The following is an 18,782-nucleotide window of genomic DNA, read 5'->3' on the forward strand; positions in this document are numbered from 1 at the left end:
AAAAATCGCTTTTGATCAATTATTTTTGATACCATCCACCAAGAGAATATCCTAAGTGTAGTTTGAGATACGATTGAACATCAACCAAGGCTTCGTGCTAACCCGACAAGCCCGTGATCGCGGCAATCAAACCATTATTGAGCTGTGGCTCGCTACTGCCAACGGTCCCGTGCAGCTTGAGATTAAGGGTGAAAAACCGACGTTTTTTATCACCCAAGCACATCGTTTTGATGTCAATGCGCTATTTGCGGAGCACGGCATCGAGTGCGAAATCAAACCACTTGCATTGCGAACGTTTGATGATGACTCCCTGTGCGCTTGTTATTTCAACACCATTTCTCAAGCGCAAGCAGCGGCTCAGCAGCTTGAAAGTCACGATATCCCTACCTTTGAATCTGATATCCGCCTCGCCGAACGTTACCTCATGGAACGGTTTATCAAGGGCAGTATCGAGTTTACTGGCCAAGGGCAGCAACGTCAGGGCTATCAAAGGATCACCAAAGCTCGATGTCGCGCTGGCGATTATAAGCCTGAGCTTTGTGTAGTATCACTCGATATCGAGTGCTCGGAGAAAGGGCTTTTGTACTCCATCGGGCTTGATTGCGAGCGCGATAGCCGAGTGATCATGGTCGGTACACCCGAGCCTGCCGATACGGCTATCGAGTGGGTCGAAGACGAAAAAGCCCTTCTGCTGGCGCTTAATCGCTGGTTTGCGCAGTTTGACCCTGATGTTATCGTCGGTTGGAACGTGATTGATTTTGACTTTCGCCTGCTTGATCGGCGCGCTCAGTGGAACAAAGTGACACTGTCACTAGGTCGCAGTGGACGGAATGCGTTTTTCCGCTCTGGCAACAATCAACAAGGCTTTATCTCAATACCGGGCCGGGTCGTGATCGATGGCATCGATATGCTCAAAAGCGCTACCTACCACTTCCGCTCATGGTCACTGGAGTCGGTCTCTCAAGAGCTACTGGGAGAAGGAAAGGCGATCCACAACGTGTTTGACCGCATGGAAGAGATCAATCACATGTATCGCCACGACAAGCCCTCACTGGCCAAATACAATCTGCAAGATTGCGTGCTGGTTAATCGCATCTTTGCTCATACACACCTGCTCGAATTTGCGATCGAACGCGCAAGGCTCACTGGCCTAGAACTCGAGCGCTTCGGCGGCTCTGTCGCGGCGTTTACCAATTTATACCTGCCACAACTGCATCGCGCTGGCTATGTGGCCCCTAACCTTCATCCCGAGAATTGGATCGCCTCACCTGGTGGCTATGTGATGGACTCCCTGCCCAATTTGTATGACTCGGTATTGGTGCTCGATTATAAAAGCCTATACCCGTCCATCATTCGCTCATTTTTAATTGACCCACTTGGGCTTATCGAGGGGCTTAAACTCGACACCGGCAATCAGCCCGATACAGCAATCGAGGGCTTTCGGGGTGGTCAGTTTCATCGTGATAGGCACTTTTTACCTAAGATGGTGGAACAGATTTGGCAAGCACGCGATGTCGCCAAGCGCAATAATGAGCCGGCGTTCTCACAAGCGCTAAAGATCATCATGAACTCCTTTTACGGCGTACTCGGCTCCTCAGGCTGCCGATTTTTCGACACCAGGCTCGCTTCAAGTATCACCATGCGCGGACATGAGATCATGAAAACCACCAAGCGCCTGATTGAGGAGCGTGGCTATCAGGTGATTTATGGGGATACCGACTCTACCTTTGTCGCGCTCAATCATGCCTATTCGCAGCCCGAAGCCGATGCAATTGGCCAGCGCTTGGTAAAAGAGATCAATGCCTGGTGGCAATCCGAGCTCAAACAGCGTTTCGGTGTTACCTCCTATCTCGAGCTGGAGTATGAGACCCATTACCGAAAATTTCTAATGCCCACCATTCGTGGATCAGAAACTGGCTCGAAGAAGCGCTACGCTGGACTAATCGATAAGCAAGGCAAAGCCAAAATTGTCTTTAAAGGGTTAGAGAGCGCACGCTCAGACTGGACGCCACTAGCCCAAGATTTTCAACACACACTGTATATGATGGTGTTTAACGATCAGAACCCGTCAGACTATGTCAGAGAGATGGTTGAGCGCACCCAAGCTGGCGAATTTGACCACCAGCTGGTATATCAAAAACGCCTGAGACGTAAGCTTGGGGATTATGAAAAGAATATTCCGCCGCAGGTGAGAGCCGCTCGCATTGCCGACGAGAAAAATGCCCAACTCGGCCGTCCGCTCCAGTATCAAAACCGTGGCCGCATTGAATACCTCATTACCGTCAATGGCCCAGAGCCCAAGGATTATCTCGAAAGCGCGATTGACTACCAACACTACATCGACAAGCAGTTAAAACCGGTTGCCGATGCCATTTTGCCGTTTGTCGGTTATGACTTTAAGCAGCTCAGCGAGCCACAGTTAGGTTTGTTCTAAGGCTGGTTCCGAGCACTGCTCTCAAGGCTAGCCTATTTTGAACTCGGTGCGCTGATAGGCTTTAACTAGCCAGTCACCAAAACTATCCAACAACCCGACCACTGACCGCTTAGGGATCACTCTGCCAGAGAGCAGTATCCCTAACCGCTCTATTTCAACTTGCTTGTCAGGATAGTAGCTCAAGAATACCTCGCCGCATTCGGTGGGTGAATCGATCCAACGCTGGTGTTTATGCATAACTAGGCTATAGCTTGCGCGCAGCAACTTTTTGGCGATCATGATCTGCGCTTGTGCTTGCGCCGCCCCAGTATTGGCTTGAGCTATCTTTTGCCTATACACCTTTACCCAGCTGGCGACATCATTGTTCCAGAACTTGCCAATCTCCCAACTAGGAACATAATCACCAAAGCACTCTGCCAAGTTTTCACCGTACAGACACTGGCAGCATTGACGCAACAGAAAGCCCCAAGAGAAGATGCTATCTAAACTCACCACCTCTTTGGCTAACACCGTTTTCACATTGAGCCCCTTGATATGACCGAAGCTACGCTGAAAGCGCCACTGGATAGTATTGAGTAAGGTCGTGCGCTGATCATCAAAGGGGCGATGGGTAATCACCACAATATCCAAATTGGATCGACCCACGACGGCCTGCTGGCGTGCGACGCTGCCGTAGACATAGAAGCTATGCAAGTTGGTCCCAAGCCCGGCCTTAAAAAAACGCAGCGCGTCTTCAACAGCCGATTGGTATTCTGGTTGAAATGTAAACTGGGATTGAGCAAGCATTGAACAAACTAAAAGACTAATAATACTAGTAATTAATGGTGAATCAGAACGGCTATTTGTTCAAGCCTTTCCTATTGCTGATACTCAGGGTTATACTTAGCCAATCGATAACAAGAGGTAATATCCATGCCAAGGGCAAGTGAACTTAAAAAAGGATTCGCAATCGAATCTAACGGTAAAACCCTACTGATTAAAGACATCGAAGTCACCACTCCTGGTGGCCGCGGCGGTGCTAAAATCTACAAGCTTCGTTGTACTGACCTAAACACGGGTGCACGTGTCGACGAGCGTTTTAAATCTGATGACGTGGTTGATACAGTCGAGATGAACAAGCGCGCGTCGGCATTCTCATACGTTGACGGCGACGAGTACATCTTTATGGACAACGAAGATTACACTCAATACACCTTCAAAGAAGAAGACATTGCTGATGACCTCCTGTTCATCACCGAAGAGATCCAAGGTCTACACATCGTTCTAGTGGATGGTAATGCGGTTGCAATTGAACTGCCATCTTCAGTTGAGATGGTCATTGAAGAGACTGACCCTTCAATTAAAGGCGCGTCAGCGTCAGCACGTACTAAACCTGCTCGCCTACCAACGGGTTTAACTGTACAAGTGCCTGAATACATTGCTACTGGTGATCGCATCGTGATCAACACAGCAGAACGCAAATACATGAGCCGAGCTTAATCTTATGAGCGAACTGATTTCTTACGATGACGTGATCGACATCGCCTACGACATCTTCCTAGAGATGGCCCCTGATAACCTCGAGCCAGCGGACGTGATCCTATTCACCGCTCAGTTCGATGACCGCGGCGCCGCCGAAATCGTCGAAACCGGCGATGATTGGGTTGCTCATGTGGGCTTCGAAGTCGATGAGACCTTTGCCGAGGTTCGTATCGGCTTGGTGAATGAAGCCGACGATAAGCTCGATGACGTCTTTGCTCGTATGCTTGTCAGTCGTGACCCAGAGAACAAGTTCTGTCACATGCTTTGGAAGCGTGACTAACGCCCCAAACAAAACACACAAAGGAGGCAACAGCCTCCTTTTTTCCCGCCAAATATTCAACCCACACTACACACCGAGGATCGTATAAACTCCTAGCCAACACCAAATCCCTCGCCTCTCGCAGGGCAAAGCCCGATCTCGCCCCTCGAACCTGCTCTTACTGGATAGACCATTCAAAACAATAATCTGGTTATAATCTTCCTGTCACAAAACAACGATACCAACGGATTATGTTTCTAGAACCCTATTTTTCAACGCAAGACCAAAATGTCGTCTTCACGCGCCAGCAAGCCAGTCACTTTGCCAAGCTCGTCGCTGGGGACTTTAACCCTATCCACGATGAGGACAACAAGCGCTTTTGTGTGCCGGGCGATCTACTATTTTCGGTGTTGCTGCAAAAAGAGGGGATCAGCCAAAAGATGCGCTTCGACTTTGCCGGTATGGTGAATGACGGGGTCGAGCTCAGTGTTGTTGATAGGGGCGACAATGACGCATCACTGGTCGATAAGCAAGGTAAAGAGTACCTGCACATGTCGCGCAGCGGCGAGGTTTCTCACAACCAAGATCTAATCGAGCACGTGATTAAAAGCTATGTGAAGTTCTCTGGGATGAATTTTCCGCATATCATGGTCCCGCTGATGGAGCAGCAGCAGATGATGATCAACTGCCAGCGCCCCTTGGTGATTTACGAGAGCATGGAAGTGGAATTTGACCGCCTCGATATCAGTCACCCTGAGGTAGAGTTTACAGGTGCAACCTTCGACGTTGAGGGTAAACGCGGTGTGGTCACTATGAACTTTGCCTTTAAAGAAGATCAACAGATCATTGGTCGCGGGAAAAAACGCATGGTAGCAAGCGGACTTAAGCCCTATTGCGTCGAATCTGTCGATGAGCTTGTCGAGCGATTTAATCAGCGTAAAGCTGCGTTTTTAGCTCAGGTTGACGACGCAGCCTAAGTCGCTGTTTCTAAACTGACTAAACGCTCCCCTAATACACACAACAAGGGCTCCAAATCGGAGCCCTTGTTTTATTTTTTGTTTCGCCAGTCGCGTATTCTGCGTAGCGCCGGGAAACCGAGGAGCATAACCCACCAATAGTTGATGGCACCTCCTCCGCCTCCACCACCCGAAGACGAACCAGAACTGCTTGATGACGTTCGGCTCCAAGTTATATTGGTCACAGCCGCGCGATCGTCCCCTACCGCACCGCTTGCATCCTTAACATACGCAAAACGTACTGAGTTGCTCTCTCGAGGCAGGTCTAGCTCAAGTCTGGTTTGTTGCGTCCCGGAGAGAAGGGATTGCTCGAAATCGTTCACATCTATGCTCAACTCGTCGACGTTTAGCTCACTCGAAATGTCAACATCGAAGCTCAAGTAGCCCATCGGCAGCCCATCAAGCACCACCACTGACTCCTCAGCATCATCAATCAAAGCCGATCGCATACCATTTTCAATCGCCTGCCATGGGTTATCGTTGACGTAGACCTGCTCGCCAAGTTGCCCGACTGAATCTTTGAGCGCTTGCTCAGCAACCACGACTCCTTCGTAGCTCACTGCACTCGCGATACTAAAGCTTTCTCCATTGCTTTGATAATTGATCGTCAACTCATTCTGATATTGCCTTAAAGTATCGATTTCAAAACGCGCGACGACCTGACAGCTCTCACCTACTTGCAATGACCCAAAGGTATCACAGGTATTCTCTGTAATGCTCGCTTGCCCCTCGCCATCACTACTTAAGTTAAACTGATCAAATTCAACCACACTACTGCCAATGTTACTAAACTCAAAGGTGTGACCGAGAGACGATAAGCTCTGGAAGCCCAGATGTTCACTTTGGGTATAGCTCAGACCGGTTCGAAATCGCGACAACCAGTCTTCAAAATAACCAACATCGGCATAAACGCCGTAGGTACCCACGCGTCCACAACGTTCATCACCCCAGCTAACCCAGCCTAACTGCTCGCCCGTTGCCTTGACAACAATCGGACCACCGCTGTCTCCGCGGCAGCTATCATCTCCTTCTGTGGGTGTACCAGCGCAAAAATTTTGCTCCGGCACACTACCAAACACGTTGCGACATTCTTGGAGGCTGACTAGCTTGACATCGACTTGCTGTAGTGTATCGGGTAGTACGGAAGGCCCCTCAGGGGTAGTGGTGCCCCACCCAGCGACCGTCAGCGTCACATCACCATTCATATACAGCTCATTAAGACGGCCTTGATTGGAGAGTGTGGTTGGTGTGGCCTCGCTGGGTAAGAGGTTGCGTTCTAACTCAAGTACTGCGATGTCATTCAACAATCGACTGGCGTTAAAGCTCTCATGCAAATAAATGTTGACCACCGAGACACGAGTCCCCTCGGCCTCTCTATCTAAGTCGTTGACACCAAAAAGCACATCGACTTGATCGGCGCTGACATCATCGACACAGTGGGCCGCGGTAAGCACATATCGACCACCAAGATAACTCGAGCCACAACGCAGGCCACGGTTAGCGCTAAGACCGTTGACTATCAGGGCGCCGATGTAGGGATAGGCATTATTCGGCGCGTCCTCGCCGCTAATAATCCTAGCCTGTGGAGCCTCGAATGGCACGCTCTCCGCCAGAGCAAATGGACCAGTCAAACCAAGGCCTAAAAAGGCGGGTAGCCAATAAAATTGCTGCTTCATTATTCTATCCTTAGAAAATAAGTCACTGGCACGACAAAGGTCACTACCATTGCTGTGATGCTCGGTGACAGACCGCGTTAGGTACCAATGGCCTTTTGATAACTAACTAAATACGAGTTATTTCCAAGTATAGAAAAGCCGCTACAGACGGATAGCGGCTTGCGTTATTGTTTTTGAGAATGAACCTCTTAAGTCAGGTGTTGCAGCAATGCCTGTACCGGGTGAAGTAACTTAGCATGCGCCAGTCGCTTGACTTGACTGCGACAAGAGTAGCCGGTCGCCATACAGCGATCCTTCGGTAAGCGCTCTAGTTGCCCCTGCCAACTCAGGCCAAAGATATCTTTGGAGGCTTGCAGTTTATCCAGCTCATGACCAAACGTTCCTGCCATACCACAACAGCCAACCGGAACTGAGATCAATGCCGCACCAAAATGACTGAAGATTGCCCCCCACTCTTTCTCTGCGTTAGGTAGCTTGGTCTTCTCGGTACAGTGGGCAAACAGATACCAAGGCTCTTCAGCAGCAATATGCTGGCTGAACGACTCAAGTCGTGGCAGCAACCACTCATGGGCCGTTAGGACCTCAAAGTCACCACGTTCGCTGCCTAATATCTCCTGGTACTCATCGCGGTAACAAAGCACCAAAGCAGGGTCAACACCCACCATTGGAATACCAAGGTCTGACAAGCTTTGTAAGAAGCTTGCCGTGTCCTGCGCGCCTTTAGCAAATTGACGCAAAAATCCCTTGATATGTTGGGCTTTGCCGTTAGGTTTGAACGGCAATAGAACCGGTTGCTTACCCAATTTCCTAATCAACAGACAGAAGTCTTCGACAACATCAGCATCGTAATAACTGGTGAACGGGTCTTGTACCACCAAAACAAAGTTGTCGCGCACACTCTCAGGCGTTTTGCTAATTGCTTGCAGATCAAACTCTTGATAAGCGTGATTACGCTGCTTCAAATTGGGCTCGGATAGCAGCGGTGTATCCACATAACCAATCGACTTCTCGGTAAGCTTTTGCACCCATGGCTGACGCAGCACCGCATTAGTGACCTTGGGCATCGCCCCCATCACTGGCAGCAAGGTTTCGATGTTCGCCACGAGGTAGTCTTTGGCCGGGCGTTGATAGCGCGTGTAGTAGGCGTTTAAGAAACGCGCGCGAAAGCTCGGTACGTCAACCTTGATTGGACACTGGCTGGCACACGCTTTACACGCCAGACACCCGTTCATCGCCTCAAACACTTCATGTGAAAAGTCATACTCATGGCGTTTATTGAGGGTATTGCGCACTCGGTCGAGCATTTTCTTAATGCTAACCGATGATTTTAGGCTGCGCTGCTCGATGTCGAGAATATCCACGCCCTGCTCAGAGAGCTGACGCAGCCATTCGCGCACCAAACCAGCCCGTCCTTTGGGCGAATGACGTCTATCGGCCATTACCTTCATCGAAGGACACATCGGTGAGGCCACATCGTAGTTAAAGCACAGCCCGTTTCCGTTACATTCCATTGCCGCCTTAAAGCTATCACGTACTTTGACGTCAATCTGGCGATCGAAATACCCTCGCTTGGTGTCACTGACCTTGACCAGCTCAGCTTGACTATCGAGCGGCGTACAGATCTTGCCTGGGTTCATTTTGTTTTGTGGATCAAACGCTGCTTTAACGCGGCGCAATTGGGTGAATAGCTCTTCGCCAAAGAACTCAGGCCCATACTCAGAGCGGAACCCTTTACCGTGCTCACCCCACATCAAACCGCCATATTTCGCCACCAGCGCAACGACTTGATCCGAGATTTCATGCATTAAGGTCTCTTGACGCGGGTCACACAGGTCCAATGCAGGCCGCACATGCAATACCCCAGCATCGACGTGTCCAAACATTCCATAGTAGAGCTGCTGGCTGTCTAACAGGTCGCGAAACTCGGCAATAAAATCGGCCAAGTTTTCAGGTGGCACACAGGTGTCCTCGGCGAACGGCACCGGTTTGGCCTTGCCCTTAGTGGCACCAAGCAGCCCGACGGCTTTCTTGCGCATATTGTAGATGCGATTTATCCCGGCCAAATCATCGCAGATCTGATAGCCAATGATACCAGCCTGATTCGCCTCCATCAGCTCATCAAGCTTGGCGCACAACTTAGCAACCTGCGCTTGGTTATCCTCGATGCTGTCACTGGCGTATTCCACCATATTGATGCCAAGCATCTCCTGCCCCGGTACCTCTGTAAATAGATCGCGCACGGTATGCCAGACAATGTCCTGCTTGGCGAGATTCAGGACTTTGGAATCAACGGTTTCAACCGACAATGCATTGGCTTCCACCATAACCGAGGCGTTACGTAGCGCAGAATCAAAACTGTCGTACTTAACGTTAACCAGTGTACGTGCTTTCGGTATTGGGGTGAGGTTGAGCTTAGCTTCGGTGATAAAGGCCAGTGATCCCTCTGCACCACACAGCACTCGAGTCAGATTAAAGTCATTGTGCTCATTCAGGGCATTCTTAAGATCATAACCGGTCAGAAAGCGATTGAGCGCTGGGAACTTAGCCTCGATTTGTGGGCGATACTCTCGACAGACGGACTCCGTGACAGAAACCGCTTGGTAGGCAAAGCCATCTTGGTCAGGGATAAGCCCGGACACAGCGTCAGACTCTATCACAGAGCCATCGGCTAAAACGGCTTGCAGCGATAAGACATGATCGGACGTCTTGCCGTATTTCAACGAGCCCTGACCCGATGCATCCGTGTTGATCATCCCGCCGATCGTTGCTCGGTTGCTGGTTGATAAATCTGGTGAGAAAAAGAAACCGTAGGGTCTAACGGCGTCGTTGAGCTGATCTTTAATCAGGCCGGTCTGTACCCGAACCCAGCCTTGCTCATGATTAATCTCTAACACCTTGTTCATATGGCGAGAAAGATCCACCACCACACCCTTGGTCAATGCCTGACCATTGGTACCCGTACCTCCGCCTCGTGGAGAAAAAGTCACACGCTCAAACTCAGGTTGACTACCAAGCTTGCCGATCAGCGCAACATCCGTTGTCGTGCGCGGAAACAACACGGCCTGTGGGAGTTGCTGATACACACTATTGTCGGTGGCGACGGCAAGGCGGCTAGAATAGTGGGATTCGATATCACCACTAAAACCATGCTGTAGTAGTTGTTCGAGAAACGACGCCACGAACGGGTCGATATCAATTTGGGTATCCAGTCTGGGTAACATAGGCTTCCTGCTCCTTGGGCACACATCGGCCCAAGCTTCCATGTGTATTTAAATGTTGATTTCCGTCACTTTACAACATTTAAAAAGGTGTTCAAAACACTATTACGATGCCAAAATGCATCTTCTCATTAATATGTACGTCAACTCGACGAAAAATGGATAAAAGCGGCAATCATTGCCGTAGAACATGAGCGGAAAAATGCGAAAAAACAAAGTTATAACTACTGAAGACATCCTCCTCAAACTCTGCCAATCAGTCTCTCAAGTCTTTACCTCTGCCACATCATCCGATGTTTCTTATTCCGCAATGGTACAAAAAATCCATAAAACGGCACTTAAACCCGATCTGGGCTGTTTTGTCCTATTTGATGGTGGTTTTTCCGGCTTAGTCGTGATCAACTTTACCTCTCAAGCGGCACTCGAACTTTACCGCAAATATATGATCAACATGGGTATGCCAGCAGATGATCTCGCGGTACTGCATACCTCAGACGATGTCGGCGACGTGCTTGGTGAGTTGATGAACCAACTGGTGGGTGATTTTACGGTTAAAATTCGTAATGAACTGCGCACCAATATCACCCAAAACCAACCAAAAATGTTGGCCATCAATAAGCAAGTCATTCTCTCTGTCGACACTAACCTCGACCGCCCGCAAGTTCGTCGAGTGACCTTCTCTACTGAAGAGAACAACATCTTCTATCTTGAGTTGGCAATGGATAAAACCGAATTTATCCAGATGGAAGAGTTTGAGGCCGACGACGAGATCTGCCCTGACGCTATCATCGAGCAAGCGCAGAGTGAATCCGTTGAAATGCCTGTAGCGTCCAACGTGCGTGAAGAATCTGCTGACCTTCTAGATGAGCTTGGAATATAAGCTAATTATCAGAAGCTTATTCGAAATATCTGCCAAGCAACTACCAATGCAGTTGAGGTTTTTGCTGGCAATATTTCCGTTTAATGACAAAAAAAGGTAGACTAGCGGCTTTCATTTTTGTCTGTCGTAAAGTCTCCATGAGTAAACAAAAAGCCCTAAAGAAAATTGCAAAGTGTTTAGAGCTTGGCAATTCTGCTAACGTCAATGAAGCAGCCAATGCGATCAAAATGGCTCACCGTTTGATGTTGAAGTATGGTCTGGACAAGGATGATATCGAGTTTATCAAGCTGGGTAAGACCTTATCTTCTCACTTGCTGCCTGCTAACGTCAGCTCGACGCTGCTGCGCATCATTCGCGGGATCAATACCAAGTTTGGTGTTGAGGCGGTGCTGCTCAACCACAAAGGCCTTAAAAAAGTTGAGTTTATTGGCGAGGCCGACCGCGCGATTTTCGCAGCCTTTGCGTTTGATATCATCTACCGAGAGATGAACGAGCAGACTGGGCAGTTTCGTAATGGTTTCTCAGGCAGCGGCACCTCAAGCCAAGAAGTGACTCGTCGCGTGAATAGCTTCGTCTCCGGCTGGGTCGAGGGGGCGCTTGAAAAGCTCCCAGTGATCACCCCTGATGAAGAGTCAGCCAACAAAATCAATGACTACATCGATAAAGAGTTTCAAAATATTGACCGTGAGACCTTCAAAAAGCAGCTCAAGGAAGCGATGAAAAATATCACTGCTGACTACGAGAAAGGGCTAAAAAAAGGCCGTACAGTCTCGGTTAACCGCCCAATCAATGGTGCCCAAGCACCTAAGATGCTTGAAAAATAGCCGCTTGTGTACAGGCACACCTTAGTGTGCCCCTTTCGACAGGCGCTATTAGCCGTACCCAATCCAGATATGCAACTGCGTCTTAATTATGCACAAACGTGCACATAAAGTTGATATCTACCTTGTTAAGTCGCTGATTAATCTATACTGACTTCAAATATTTTAAATTTAACATCTTGTTCACATAGTTGTCGCTAAACTCACTTGTGTTAGTGCCATACTCGAACCAACTAAGAGTGGCTCTATGTAAGCCACCCAGCTCAACCCCAAAAGGAGACATTTATGTCCACGACTTATGGCACCTGTGATTGGTGTAAACAACGTCGCCGATTAAAGCAGCTCAATTACCTAGATGGTAAATATCATCACTCTTGTGAGGAGTGCATGGATCTGGCTCGCCTAGATGTACAACTCTTCAACCAAGGCGAACAAGCCTACCGCGAGCGCATGCTAAAAAAAGCCAGCTAGAAGAACAAACTCGCAGCGAAGCTGGCTTGGTTTCTATTTGCGCCCTTTTGGCTCGTTTGCAAGAATCGAGTCCTGCGCTTGATAAAACGAACTATAAACGTCCGGTTTTCGGGCGTTTTTTCGTTTCAGCGTCAGTATTTTGGGTTACCGAGCGCGAGGAAGGCACCGCAGTAATGTCGAATAGAAACTGAATCTTGAAACTGCATTGATATAAGGGGTTGATCTCTTATGCAAACAGTACTACTGTATACACATACAGCATGTATATGGAGACAGTATTATGTATCACTTGGAAGCACCACAGCATCACTCAAACACCGCTGAACCTCGCCAATCGCTACGTGACATCCCTGAGCCTGTTTTTGCTCGACTGTCTCCAGCCTCTCAATCTAACCAGTGGATATTTTTTACCGCACAATGCCCTCGCCCGACCTATGGCGAGTGCCTTCATCATGCCGTGGATGTCGATAAAGTCATGCAGCTAAAGAACTCGTGTCGCTATTCAGAGCTCGAAGTCGTTACACGCGCACTCCAATCTGGTAATGCCAGTGCTATTGTCTGCTCAGGGCACTTTAGCCAAGTGGAAAAAAACTGCCTGATCCGTCTAGCTCAAGATGCTAATTGTCAGTTGGTGTTTCTTAGTGACATGAATGGCTACTCCATAACGGGTGAAACTGTGCACTAATGCAGTGATAATTGACTCACTTTTTCTCTGCTAAAAGAGTCAGACAACAATATTATTGGTGAGGAAAAGGCTGGTTGAGGAAAAGATCAGTTGAGAAAAAGGCAAACGTTTGCTTTTTCTCTGGAACATCATTTTGGTTCTGGTATTATTCCCACGTTGTAACTATCCCAATCAAGAGTTTGGGGTATCAGATTAACCATCTTATTTCGCTTGAGCGAAATAAATCACGATAGGAATGCCTTAGATGAGCCTTGCTGATCAAGTTCTAGCCGTTAATGATGATCTTCCAATTCGCACTGATAAACCGGTCCACAGTGGCAAGGTGCGTTCTGTTTACTGGCTAACAGAAGCCGACAGCCGTCGCCTAATTAAGGAAAAAGGCTATGACGTTGCAGAAGACGCGCCACTGGCGATCATGGTGATCAGCGATCGTATCTCAGCCTTCGATTGCATCTGGCATGCAGAAGGTGGCCTAAAGGGTGTTCCTGGTAAGGGCGCAGCGCTGAACGCGATCTCAAATCACTGGTTTAAACTGTTTAAAGACAATGGTCTAGCAGATAGCCACATCCTTGATATCCCTCACCCATTTGTATGGATTGTGCAAAAAGCCAAGCCTGTGATGATCGAGGCGATTTGTCGCCAATACATCACAGGTTCAATGTGGCGTTCATACGCTAAAGGTGAACGAGAATTCTGTGGTATCGAACTGCCAGAAGGTCTAGAAAAAGATAAGAAGCTGCCTGAACTGCTAATGACCCCTTCAACTAAGGGTATCCTAAAAGGCATCCCTGGCGTACCAGAAGCAGATGATGTCAATATCACGCGCGACAATATCGTCGACAATTTTGCCGCTTTCAACTTCTCTAAAGCGGACGACATCGCGCTGTATGAAAAGCTGCTTAAAGAGGGCTTTGGCGTGATCAGCGATGCACTTGAGAAAGTCGAGCAGACCTTCGTTGATACCAAGTTTGAGTTTGGTTATGTGACTGATTCTCAGGGTGTTGAGAAACTGATTTATATGGACGAAGTTGGCACGCCTGATTCATCACGCATCTGGGATACCAAGGAGTACCACAAGGGCAATATCGTTGAGAATTCAAAAGAAGGCTTCCGTCAGTTCTTGCTTAACCACTTCCCGGACCCAGATATTCTGCTGAATAAAGAGCGCATGCCTGAGCGTGAAGCACTGGCGCGCGATAATGAGTTGCCAGTTGATGCCTTGATGGCGATCTCTGAGACTTACACTGGCATCGCCGAGAAGATTACCGGACAGCCTATCGTGCTAAGTGCTAACCCTAAGCAAGAAATCATTGACGTACTTGATAAAGAGTACGGTTTGATTGCTCAGTAAGCGTTTATACAAGCCCTATCCAATAGCCAGCCATAGCGCTGGCTATTTTTCTTTCTAAATTCATCAGTTAGATTTGCATAATCAGTCGACTGTCTTCACAATACGCAGCCTTTATTATCGTAGAGTATGCTTAATGACTCTGCCCTATCCTATTAAGAGCACCTTATATGAGCTTTTCTTCTCTCGGATTATCCGCCCCCTTACTCAAAGCAGTCGATGAGCAAGGCTACACTGAGCCATCGCCAATTCAGGCTCAAGCCATTCCCGCTGTTATCGAAGGTAAGGATGTGATGGCTGCTGCGCAAACCGGCACAGGCAAAACAGCGGGCTTTGTTTTGCCAATCCTAGAAAGGCTTGCTAGCGGACCGCGAGTGCGCAGTAATCAGGTGCGAGCACTTGTGCTCACCCCCACCCGAGAGTTGGCGGCCCAGGTACAGGATAATGCTGATAAGTACAGTCGCTACACCAATCTCAGCTCAACCGTTGTCTTTGGTGGTGTAAAAATCAACCCTCAAATGATGGCAATGCGTAAAGGGGTGGATGTATTGGTAGCCACACCAGGACGCTTGATGGACCTACATCAGCAAAATGCGGTTAAGTTCGATCAGCTTGAGGTATTAGTCCTCGACGAAGCCGATCGTATGTTGGATATGGGCTTTATTCGCGATATTAAGAAGATTTTGGCTCTGCTGCCGAAAAACCGTCAAAACCTGCTATTTTCTGCCACCTTCTCTGATGAGATCCGTGATTTGGCCAAAGGCCTAGTCAACGATCCAGTTGAAATCTCGGTCACCCCGCGCAATACCACCGCAGAGACCGTGACTCAGTCCATCTACACCACAGATAAACGCAAGAAAGCGCCACTGCTCGTCAGCCTTATCAAAGAGAACAACTGGAAGCAGGTACTGGTATTTACTAAAACCAAGCATGGCGCAAACCGCCTGAGCTTCCACCTGGAAAAACAAGGCATCACCTCAGCAGCAATCCATGGCAACAAAAGCCAAGGCGCGCGAACTAGAGCGTTAGAAGGCTTCAAAAACGGCGACATCCAAACCTTGGTGGCGACCGATATCGCCGCACGTGGTATCGATATTTCCCACCTACCCTTTGTTGTCAATTACGACCTGCCACACGTCGCAGCAGACTACGTGCATCGTATCGGCCGTACCGGCCGCGCTGGCGCAGTTGGCGAGGCGGTATCACTGGTGTGTAATGATGATAGCGCTGAGTTGTTTGCTATCGAGCGTCTAATCCAGAAGCTGCTACCAAGAAAAGAGCACCCTGAGTACAAAGCGGTCAACGCCGTGCCGGAAAGCAAGCTTGATACTCGCCCTATCAAGGCTAAAAAGCCGAAGAAACCTAGAAAACCAAAGACTGCTGGCGAGAAAATACCGAGTAAGGGTGAACATGCGGATGGCCAGCGTTCATCAAGCAAGCGCCGTGGTAATAAGCCTGTAGGGAAAAATCAACGCCATAAGAATGTGCGCAAGAAAAAAGCTAAGCAGGACGCTTCAGCTTCATCGTAAACCTGATATGAAAAAGGCCAGAGTACTCTGGCCTTAATTAGTTCTATATGTCACTCTGCTATCTTATCGAATGATTTTGCTTCGTCTCACCAAAATCTCACGATTTTTATCCGCGAGATGAAGATAGTTTGCATCTGTATCCTTACTGGAAGTCCGTTTTGAACTGGCCGATTCATAGCTCACTAAGTGGTAATTCCCGTTTGAGTTAAAGTCCATTACCATCCCTATGCCTGCGCAATAAGCACGTAAGGTACTGGTCTCACTTTGTCCTCTCAATACAGAAGAGACAATACAATCTGAATATGTCGCCCCAGCATAAGAAAACTCACTCATCAAGTTCGTTACTGTTTGACTGCGTGCATACGTCCAGACCTCACCGGGACGGTGCCAATCTTCACTACTCTCAGTGACCTCTTGTTGCTGAACATACGCTGTTGTTCCACCCAGTGCCACCTGACTTTGTGGCTCAACGAGAAACGCTACTTTTTGAGTCCAGGTCTCCTTTGGCCATTCTGAATTTAAGGTATTTTCCCACGACCAGGTCTCTGTTCCATCTTGATTGTCTGTCCAAGTTTGGAAGTAACCTGAGGTAATTTCTTCTCCAACTTTACACTCCGACGAGTATTCAACAGAATAAGCACTAATAATATTATCCACTTCTGTGCAAACGGTTTGATAATGAATCAAATCCCCCTCATCATCATCCCACTCCCAAAATTCATCTCGAATATACTGATAGGTATAGACGCCAGGTTTGGGTTGGTAATCACTCAGATCGACTATCGTAGAAGTTGCTCCTGGTAGCGCTGCTGCTGTCACTTTACCGTCACTGCCAATTACTGTATTACCGTTAATCTGTATCACACCTTCGACATTCAACACTGCATTGCTCGCTATAGCCACCGAACTGAACATCGACACGATAGCCAAGCTGATTATTTTTTTCTTCATTATAAATCCGTTTATTTGATGGTTAGATTGCCTTGAACAACGAGTTTTTCTGCATACTCATCGCCACTTTCTAGAGAAAACACTTGGTCTTTGTCCAAGCGAATTGTGATTTCAGATTGCTCTTCTACCGCCATCTGTTTATGAGCCTGCCCAGTACTCTCATCAATGACCATCTCCGAGTCTTGTTTAAACTCATCTTGGGAGATCTCATTGACAGTAGATTGACCACCGTCAGAATCACTACCACAACCTGCAAGGAGCACGACCAGTATGCCTACTGCATTGCGCTTCATTCCATTTCCTTATTTCATTTATTAGTGCGGTTTACGCAATGCGTACGCTAGCTGGTATAAGCAACAATATTCAATAAAAACATCGAGATAACAAAGTCTAACTCACAGTAATAATTTACTTTTATCATCAATTGCATGAAGCACGAATATGACAAAGAACGAATCGCTAGCATCACCTTCGTTACAGGGTAATTAATCTAAATTGTGATATTGCTTCAATTATCCAAACACCCACCCAAAACATAAGGAATGAGCCGACAAAGGTTTTTTGTAGTCAGCATCCACTGGTTATCTGGCAATAATGAGCATATCGCTGCTGTGTTTAGCCCCAAGCTCCTCGCCCCCTTCACTTATCTTCCTAATGCCCAATAAATGAACAGTGCAATACATCTGAGATCACACAAACAATGCAACAAACATGCAACGATGAATAATCGGTTAGGTATTGCACTATTATTCGTGATCGTTATCATGTGCCCCCCGAGTTCCTAGCCACATTTTTCGACCATGAGATTGAATCGATACCTTTTTCCATGTGCAATTATTGCCATTGCAACGCTAATTCTTTATCTGTCGCCAATTGTTAGTGATAGCTTCAGACCAGCAACTTATAACCCACAAACCTTTGTCAAAGCCGTTGTCGAAGAGGTGCTTGTTGAGGACACTTATGCCGATCCTATGGTCCCGAGTGTGGTGACGGGTCGTCAGCGGTTGAGAGTAACCATTCTTGAGGGAGAACAGGCGGGTGAACAGGTAGAAGTCGAGAATAGCCTCAGCCGCCTACACAATGTGCATGTCACAGCGGGAGATCAGTTCATCCTCCTATTGCGTGAGCGCGCTAGTGGCACGATATACTGGCCGTTTAATCACGATCGGGCCGATGCGGTATATTGGATGCTAGGGATAATTATTGCCCTTATCATCGGACTCGCCGGCTTCCAAGGCTTTAACTCTGTTGTGTCACTGTATTTCACTGGCGCCTTGCTAATTGGAGTATTGATCCCCGCCATTTTTGCCGGGCTCAACCCTGTGCTGGTCACACTTGGCCTAATGTCGATCAAGATTATCGTTAACTTTCTGCTCTGTGTGGGCTGGAATCGAAAATCACTCGCTGCCATGTTGGGGACACTTGCTGGTGTAGTTGCTGCTGGTATATCCGCACAGTTCTTCGGTGAGATGGCTCAGCTGAATGGTCTATATCTAGACAAAGGGGAAGACTTACTCTACCTGGGTGGCGGGGCTCAAATCCACATACGCTGGCTACTTTTCGTTGCGATCATGATCTCGGCATTGGGCGCAGTGATGGATGTTGCTATTTCCATGGTCTCGTCGTATCACGAGCTAAGAGAAGCAAATCCAGATCAAAGTGAGCGCGAACGTCTATGGGCTACAATCCGGATTGGTCGTGATATCTTGGGAACAATGACCAATACGTTAGTTTTAGCTTTTGTAGGTAGTAGTCTCACCACTATCATGATGGTTTGGGGATTTCAGATGCCAAGTATGCAGTTTATGAATATCCCTGCGATCTCTCTCGCAATGATCCATGCCCTAGCCGGTAGCATAGGTCTGATCCTCACTGTGCCATTTTCTGTCGCTATAGCTAGCTATATCTACCGTCGCTAACTCCTTTTTATTAGCCTATCAGTTTCTGTAAAGCCCACCAGTTTTGGTGGGCTT

Annotated in this window: 16 protein-coding genes; 11 read left to right on the top strand and 5 right to left on the bottom strand. The window is 48.1% G+C overall.

What is annotated here, in order from left to right; all coding sequences use genetic code 11:
- Positions 1 to 73: 73 nt before the first annotated feature.
- Positions 74 to 2,434, top strand: a complete 2,361-nt coding sequence (locus ACSTTG_RS00495; protein WP_438473486.1) for a DNA polymerase II — start codon at positions 74 to 76, stop codon at positions 2,432 to 2,434.
- A 27-nt stretch (positions 2,435 to 2,461) separates the two neighbouring features.
- Here the strand turns inward: ACSTTG_RS00495 and ACSTTG_RS00500 are convergent, their stop codons facing one another.
- The gene (locus ACSTTG_RS00500) at positions 2,462 to 3,220 is read right to left on the bottom strand and encodes a nucleotidyltransferase domain-containing protein (RefSeq protein WP_438473487.1); all 759 of its coding nucleotides are present in this window, start codon (positions 3,218 to 3,220) and stop codon (positions 2,462 to 2,464) included.
- A gap of 126 nt (positions 3,221 to 3,346) precedes the next feature.
- On the opposite strand from ACSTTG_RS00500, the gene yeiP reads away from it, so the two are divergent.
- The 3 genes from yeiP to ACSTTG_RS00515 all read left to right on the top strand — a co-directional run bounded on the left by yeiP (position 3,347) and on the right by ACSTTG_RS00515 (position 5,191).
- Entirely contained in the window at positions 3,347 to 3,913 is a 567-nt protein-coding gene (yeiP, locus tag ACSTTG_RS00505; RefSeq protein WP_438473488.1) for an elongation factor P-like protein YeiP, read from the top strand.
- 4 nt (positions 3,914 to 3,917) lie between these two features.
- Positions 3,918 to 4,235, top strand: a complete 318-nt coding sequence (locus ACSTTG_RS00510) for an HI1450 family dsDNA-mimic protein (protein WP_438460075.1) — start codon at positions 3,918 to 3,920, stop codon at positions 4,233 to 4,235.
- Positions 4,236 to 4,465: 230 nt separating this feature from the next.
- A complete protein-coding gene (locus tag ACSTTG_RS00515) occupies positions 4,466 to 5,191 on the top strand; it encodes a DUF3581 domain-containing protein (RefSeq protein ID WP_438473489.1) in 726 nt (241 codons plus the stop codon).
- A 71-nt stretch (positions 5,192 to 5,262) separates the two neighbouring features.
- On the opposite strand, the gene ACSTTG_RS00520 is transcribed toward ACSTTG_RS00515, so the two are convergent.
- Together ACSTTG_RS00520 and ydiJ are read right to left on the bottom strand one after the other, a co-directional pair.
- Positions 5,263 to 6,906 (bottom strand): S1 family peptidase, encoded by a 1,644-nt coding sequence (locus ACSTTG_RS00520; protein WP_438473490.1) that lies wholly within the window; start codon positions 6,904 to 6,906, stop codon positions 5,263 to 5,265.
- Positions 6,907 to 7,094: 188 nt separating this feature from the next.
- Complete coding sequence (ydiJ, locus tag ACSTTG_RS00525; RefSeq protein ID WP_438460062.1) at positions 7,095 to 10,127, bottom strand: D-2-hydroxyglutarate dehydrogenase YdiJ; 3,033 nt, start codon at positions 10,125 to 10,127, stop codon at positions 7,095 to 7,097.
- Positions 10,128 to 10,326: 199 nt separating this feature from the next.
- On the opposite strand from ydiJ, the gene ACSTTG_RS00530 reads away from it, so the two are divergent.
- From ACSTTG_RS00530 to ACSTTG_RS00555, 6 genes are all read left to right on the top strand, one after another.
- Complete coding sequence (locus ACSTTG_RS00530) at positions 10,327 to 11,004, top strand: DUF3334 family protein (protein ID WP_438460061.1); 678 nt, start codon at positions 10,327 to 10,329, stop codon at positions 11,002 to 11,004.
- A gap of 137 nt (positions 11,005 to 11,141) precedes the next feature.
- On the top strand, positions 11,142 to 11,828 hold the full coding sequence (locus ACSTTG_RS00535; protein WP_438460060.1) for a DUF2786 domain-containing protein: 687 nt from the start codon (positions 11,142 to 11,144) through the stop codon (positions 11,826 to 11,828).
- 282 nt (positions 11,829 to 12,110) lie between these two features.
- Positions 12,111 to 12,296: a hypothetical protein gene (locus ACSTTG_RS00540; RefSeq protein WP_438473491.1), complete on the top strand. Its 186-nt coding sequence runs from the start codon at positions 12,111 to 12,113 to the stop codon at positions 12,294 to 12,296.
- Between the two features lie 280 nt (positions 12,297 to 12,576).
- On the top strand, positions 12,577 to 12,981 hold the full coding sequence (locus ACSTTG_RS00545) for a hypothetical protein (protein WP_438473492.1): 405 nt from the start codon (positions 12,577 to 12,579) through the stop codon (positions 12,979 to 12,981).
- A 244-nt stretch (positions 12,982 to 13,225) separates the two neighbouring features.
- Entirely contained in the window at positions 13,226 to 14,332 is a 1,107-nt protein-coding gene (locus tag ACSTTG_RS00550) for a phosphoribosylaminoimidazolesuccinocarboxamide synthase (RefSeq protein ID WP_438473493.1), read from the top strand.
- 167 nt (positions 14,333 to 14,499) lie between these two features.
- Complete coding sequence (locus ACSTTG_RS00555) at positions 14,500 to 15,858, top strand: DEAD/DEAH box helicase (protein WP_438473494.1); 1,359 nt, start codon at positions 14,500 to 14,502, stop codon at positions 15,856 to 15,858.
- Positions 15,859 to 15,921: 63 nt separating this feature from the next.
- Here ACSTTG_RS00555 and ACSTTG_RS00560 read toward each other — a convergent pair whose 3' ends face one another.
- Together ACSTTG_RS00560 and ACSTTG_RS00565 are read right to left on the bottom strand one after the other, a co-directional pair.
- On the bottom strand, positions 15,922 to 16,809 hold the full coding sequence (locus tag ACSTTG_RS00560; protein ID WP_438473495.1) for a hypothetical protein: 888 nt from the start codon (positions 16,807 to 16,809) through the stop codon (positions 15,922 to 15,924).
- A gap of 11 nt (positions 16,810 to 16,820) precedes the next feature.
- Complete coding sequence (locus tag ACSTTG_RS00565) at positions 16,821 to 17,102, bottom strand: hypothetical protein (protein WP_438460054.1); 282 nt, start codon at positions 17,100 to 17,102, stop codon at positions 16,821 to 16,823.
- A gap of 513 nt (positions 17,103 to 17,615) precedes the next feature.
- On the opposite strand from ACSTTG_RS00565, the gene ACSTTG_RS00570 reads away from it, so the two are divergent.
- Positions 17,616 to 18,728, top strand: coding sequence for a YibE/F family protein (locus ACSTTG_RS00570; RefSeq protein WP_438473496.1), 1,113 nt, complete (start codon positions 17,616 to 17,618; stop codon positions 18,726 to 18,728).
- Positions 18,729 to 18,782 lie beyond the last annotated feature (54 nt).

Source organism: Vibrio glycogenivorans (genome assembly GCF_051660965.1).
In the GTDB taxonomy this organism is placed as follows: Bacteria; Pseudomonadota; Gammaproteobacteria; order Enterobacterales; family Vibrionaceae; genus Vibrio.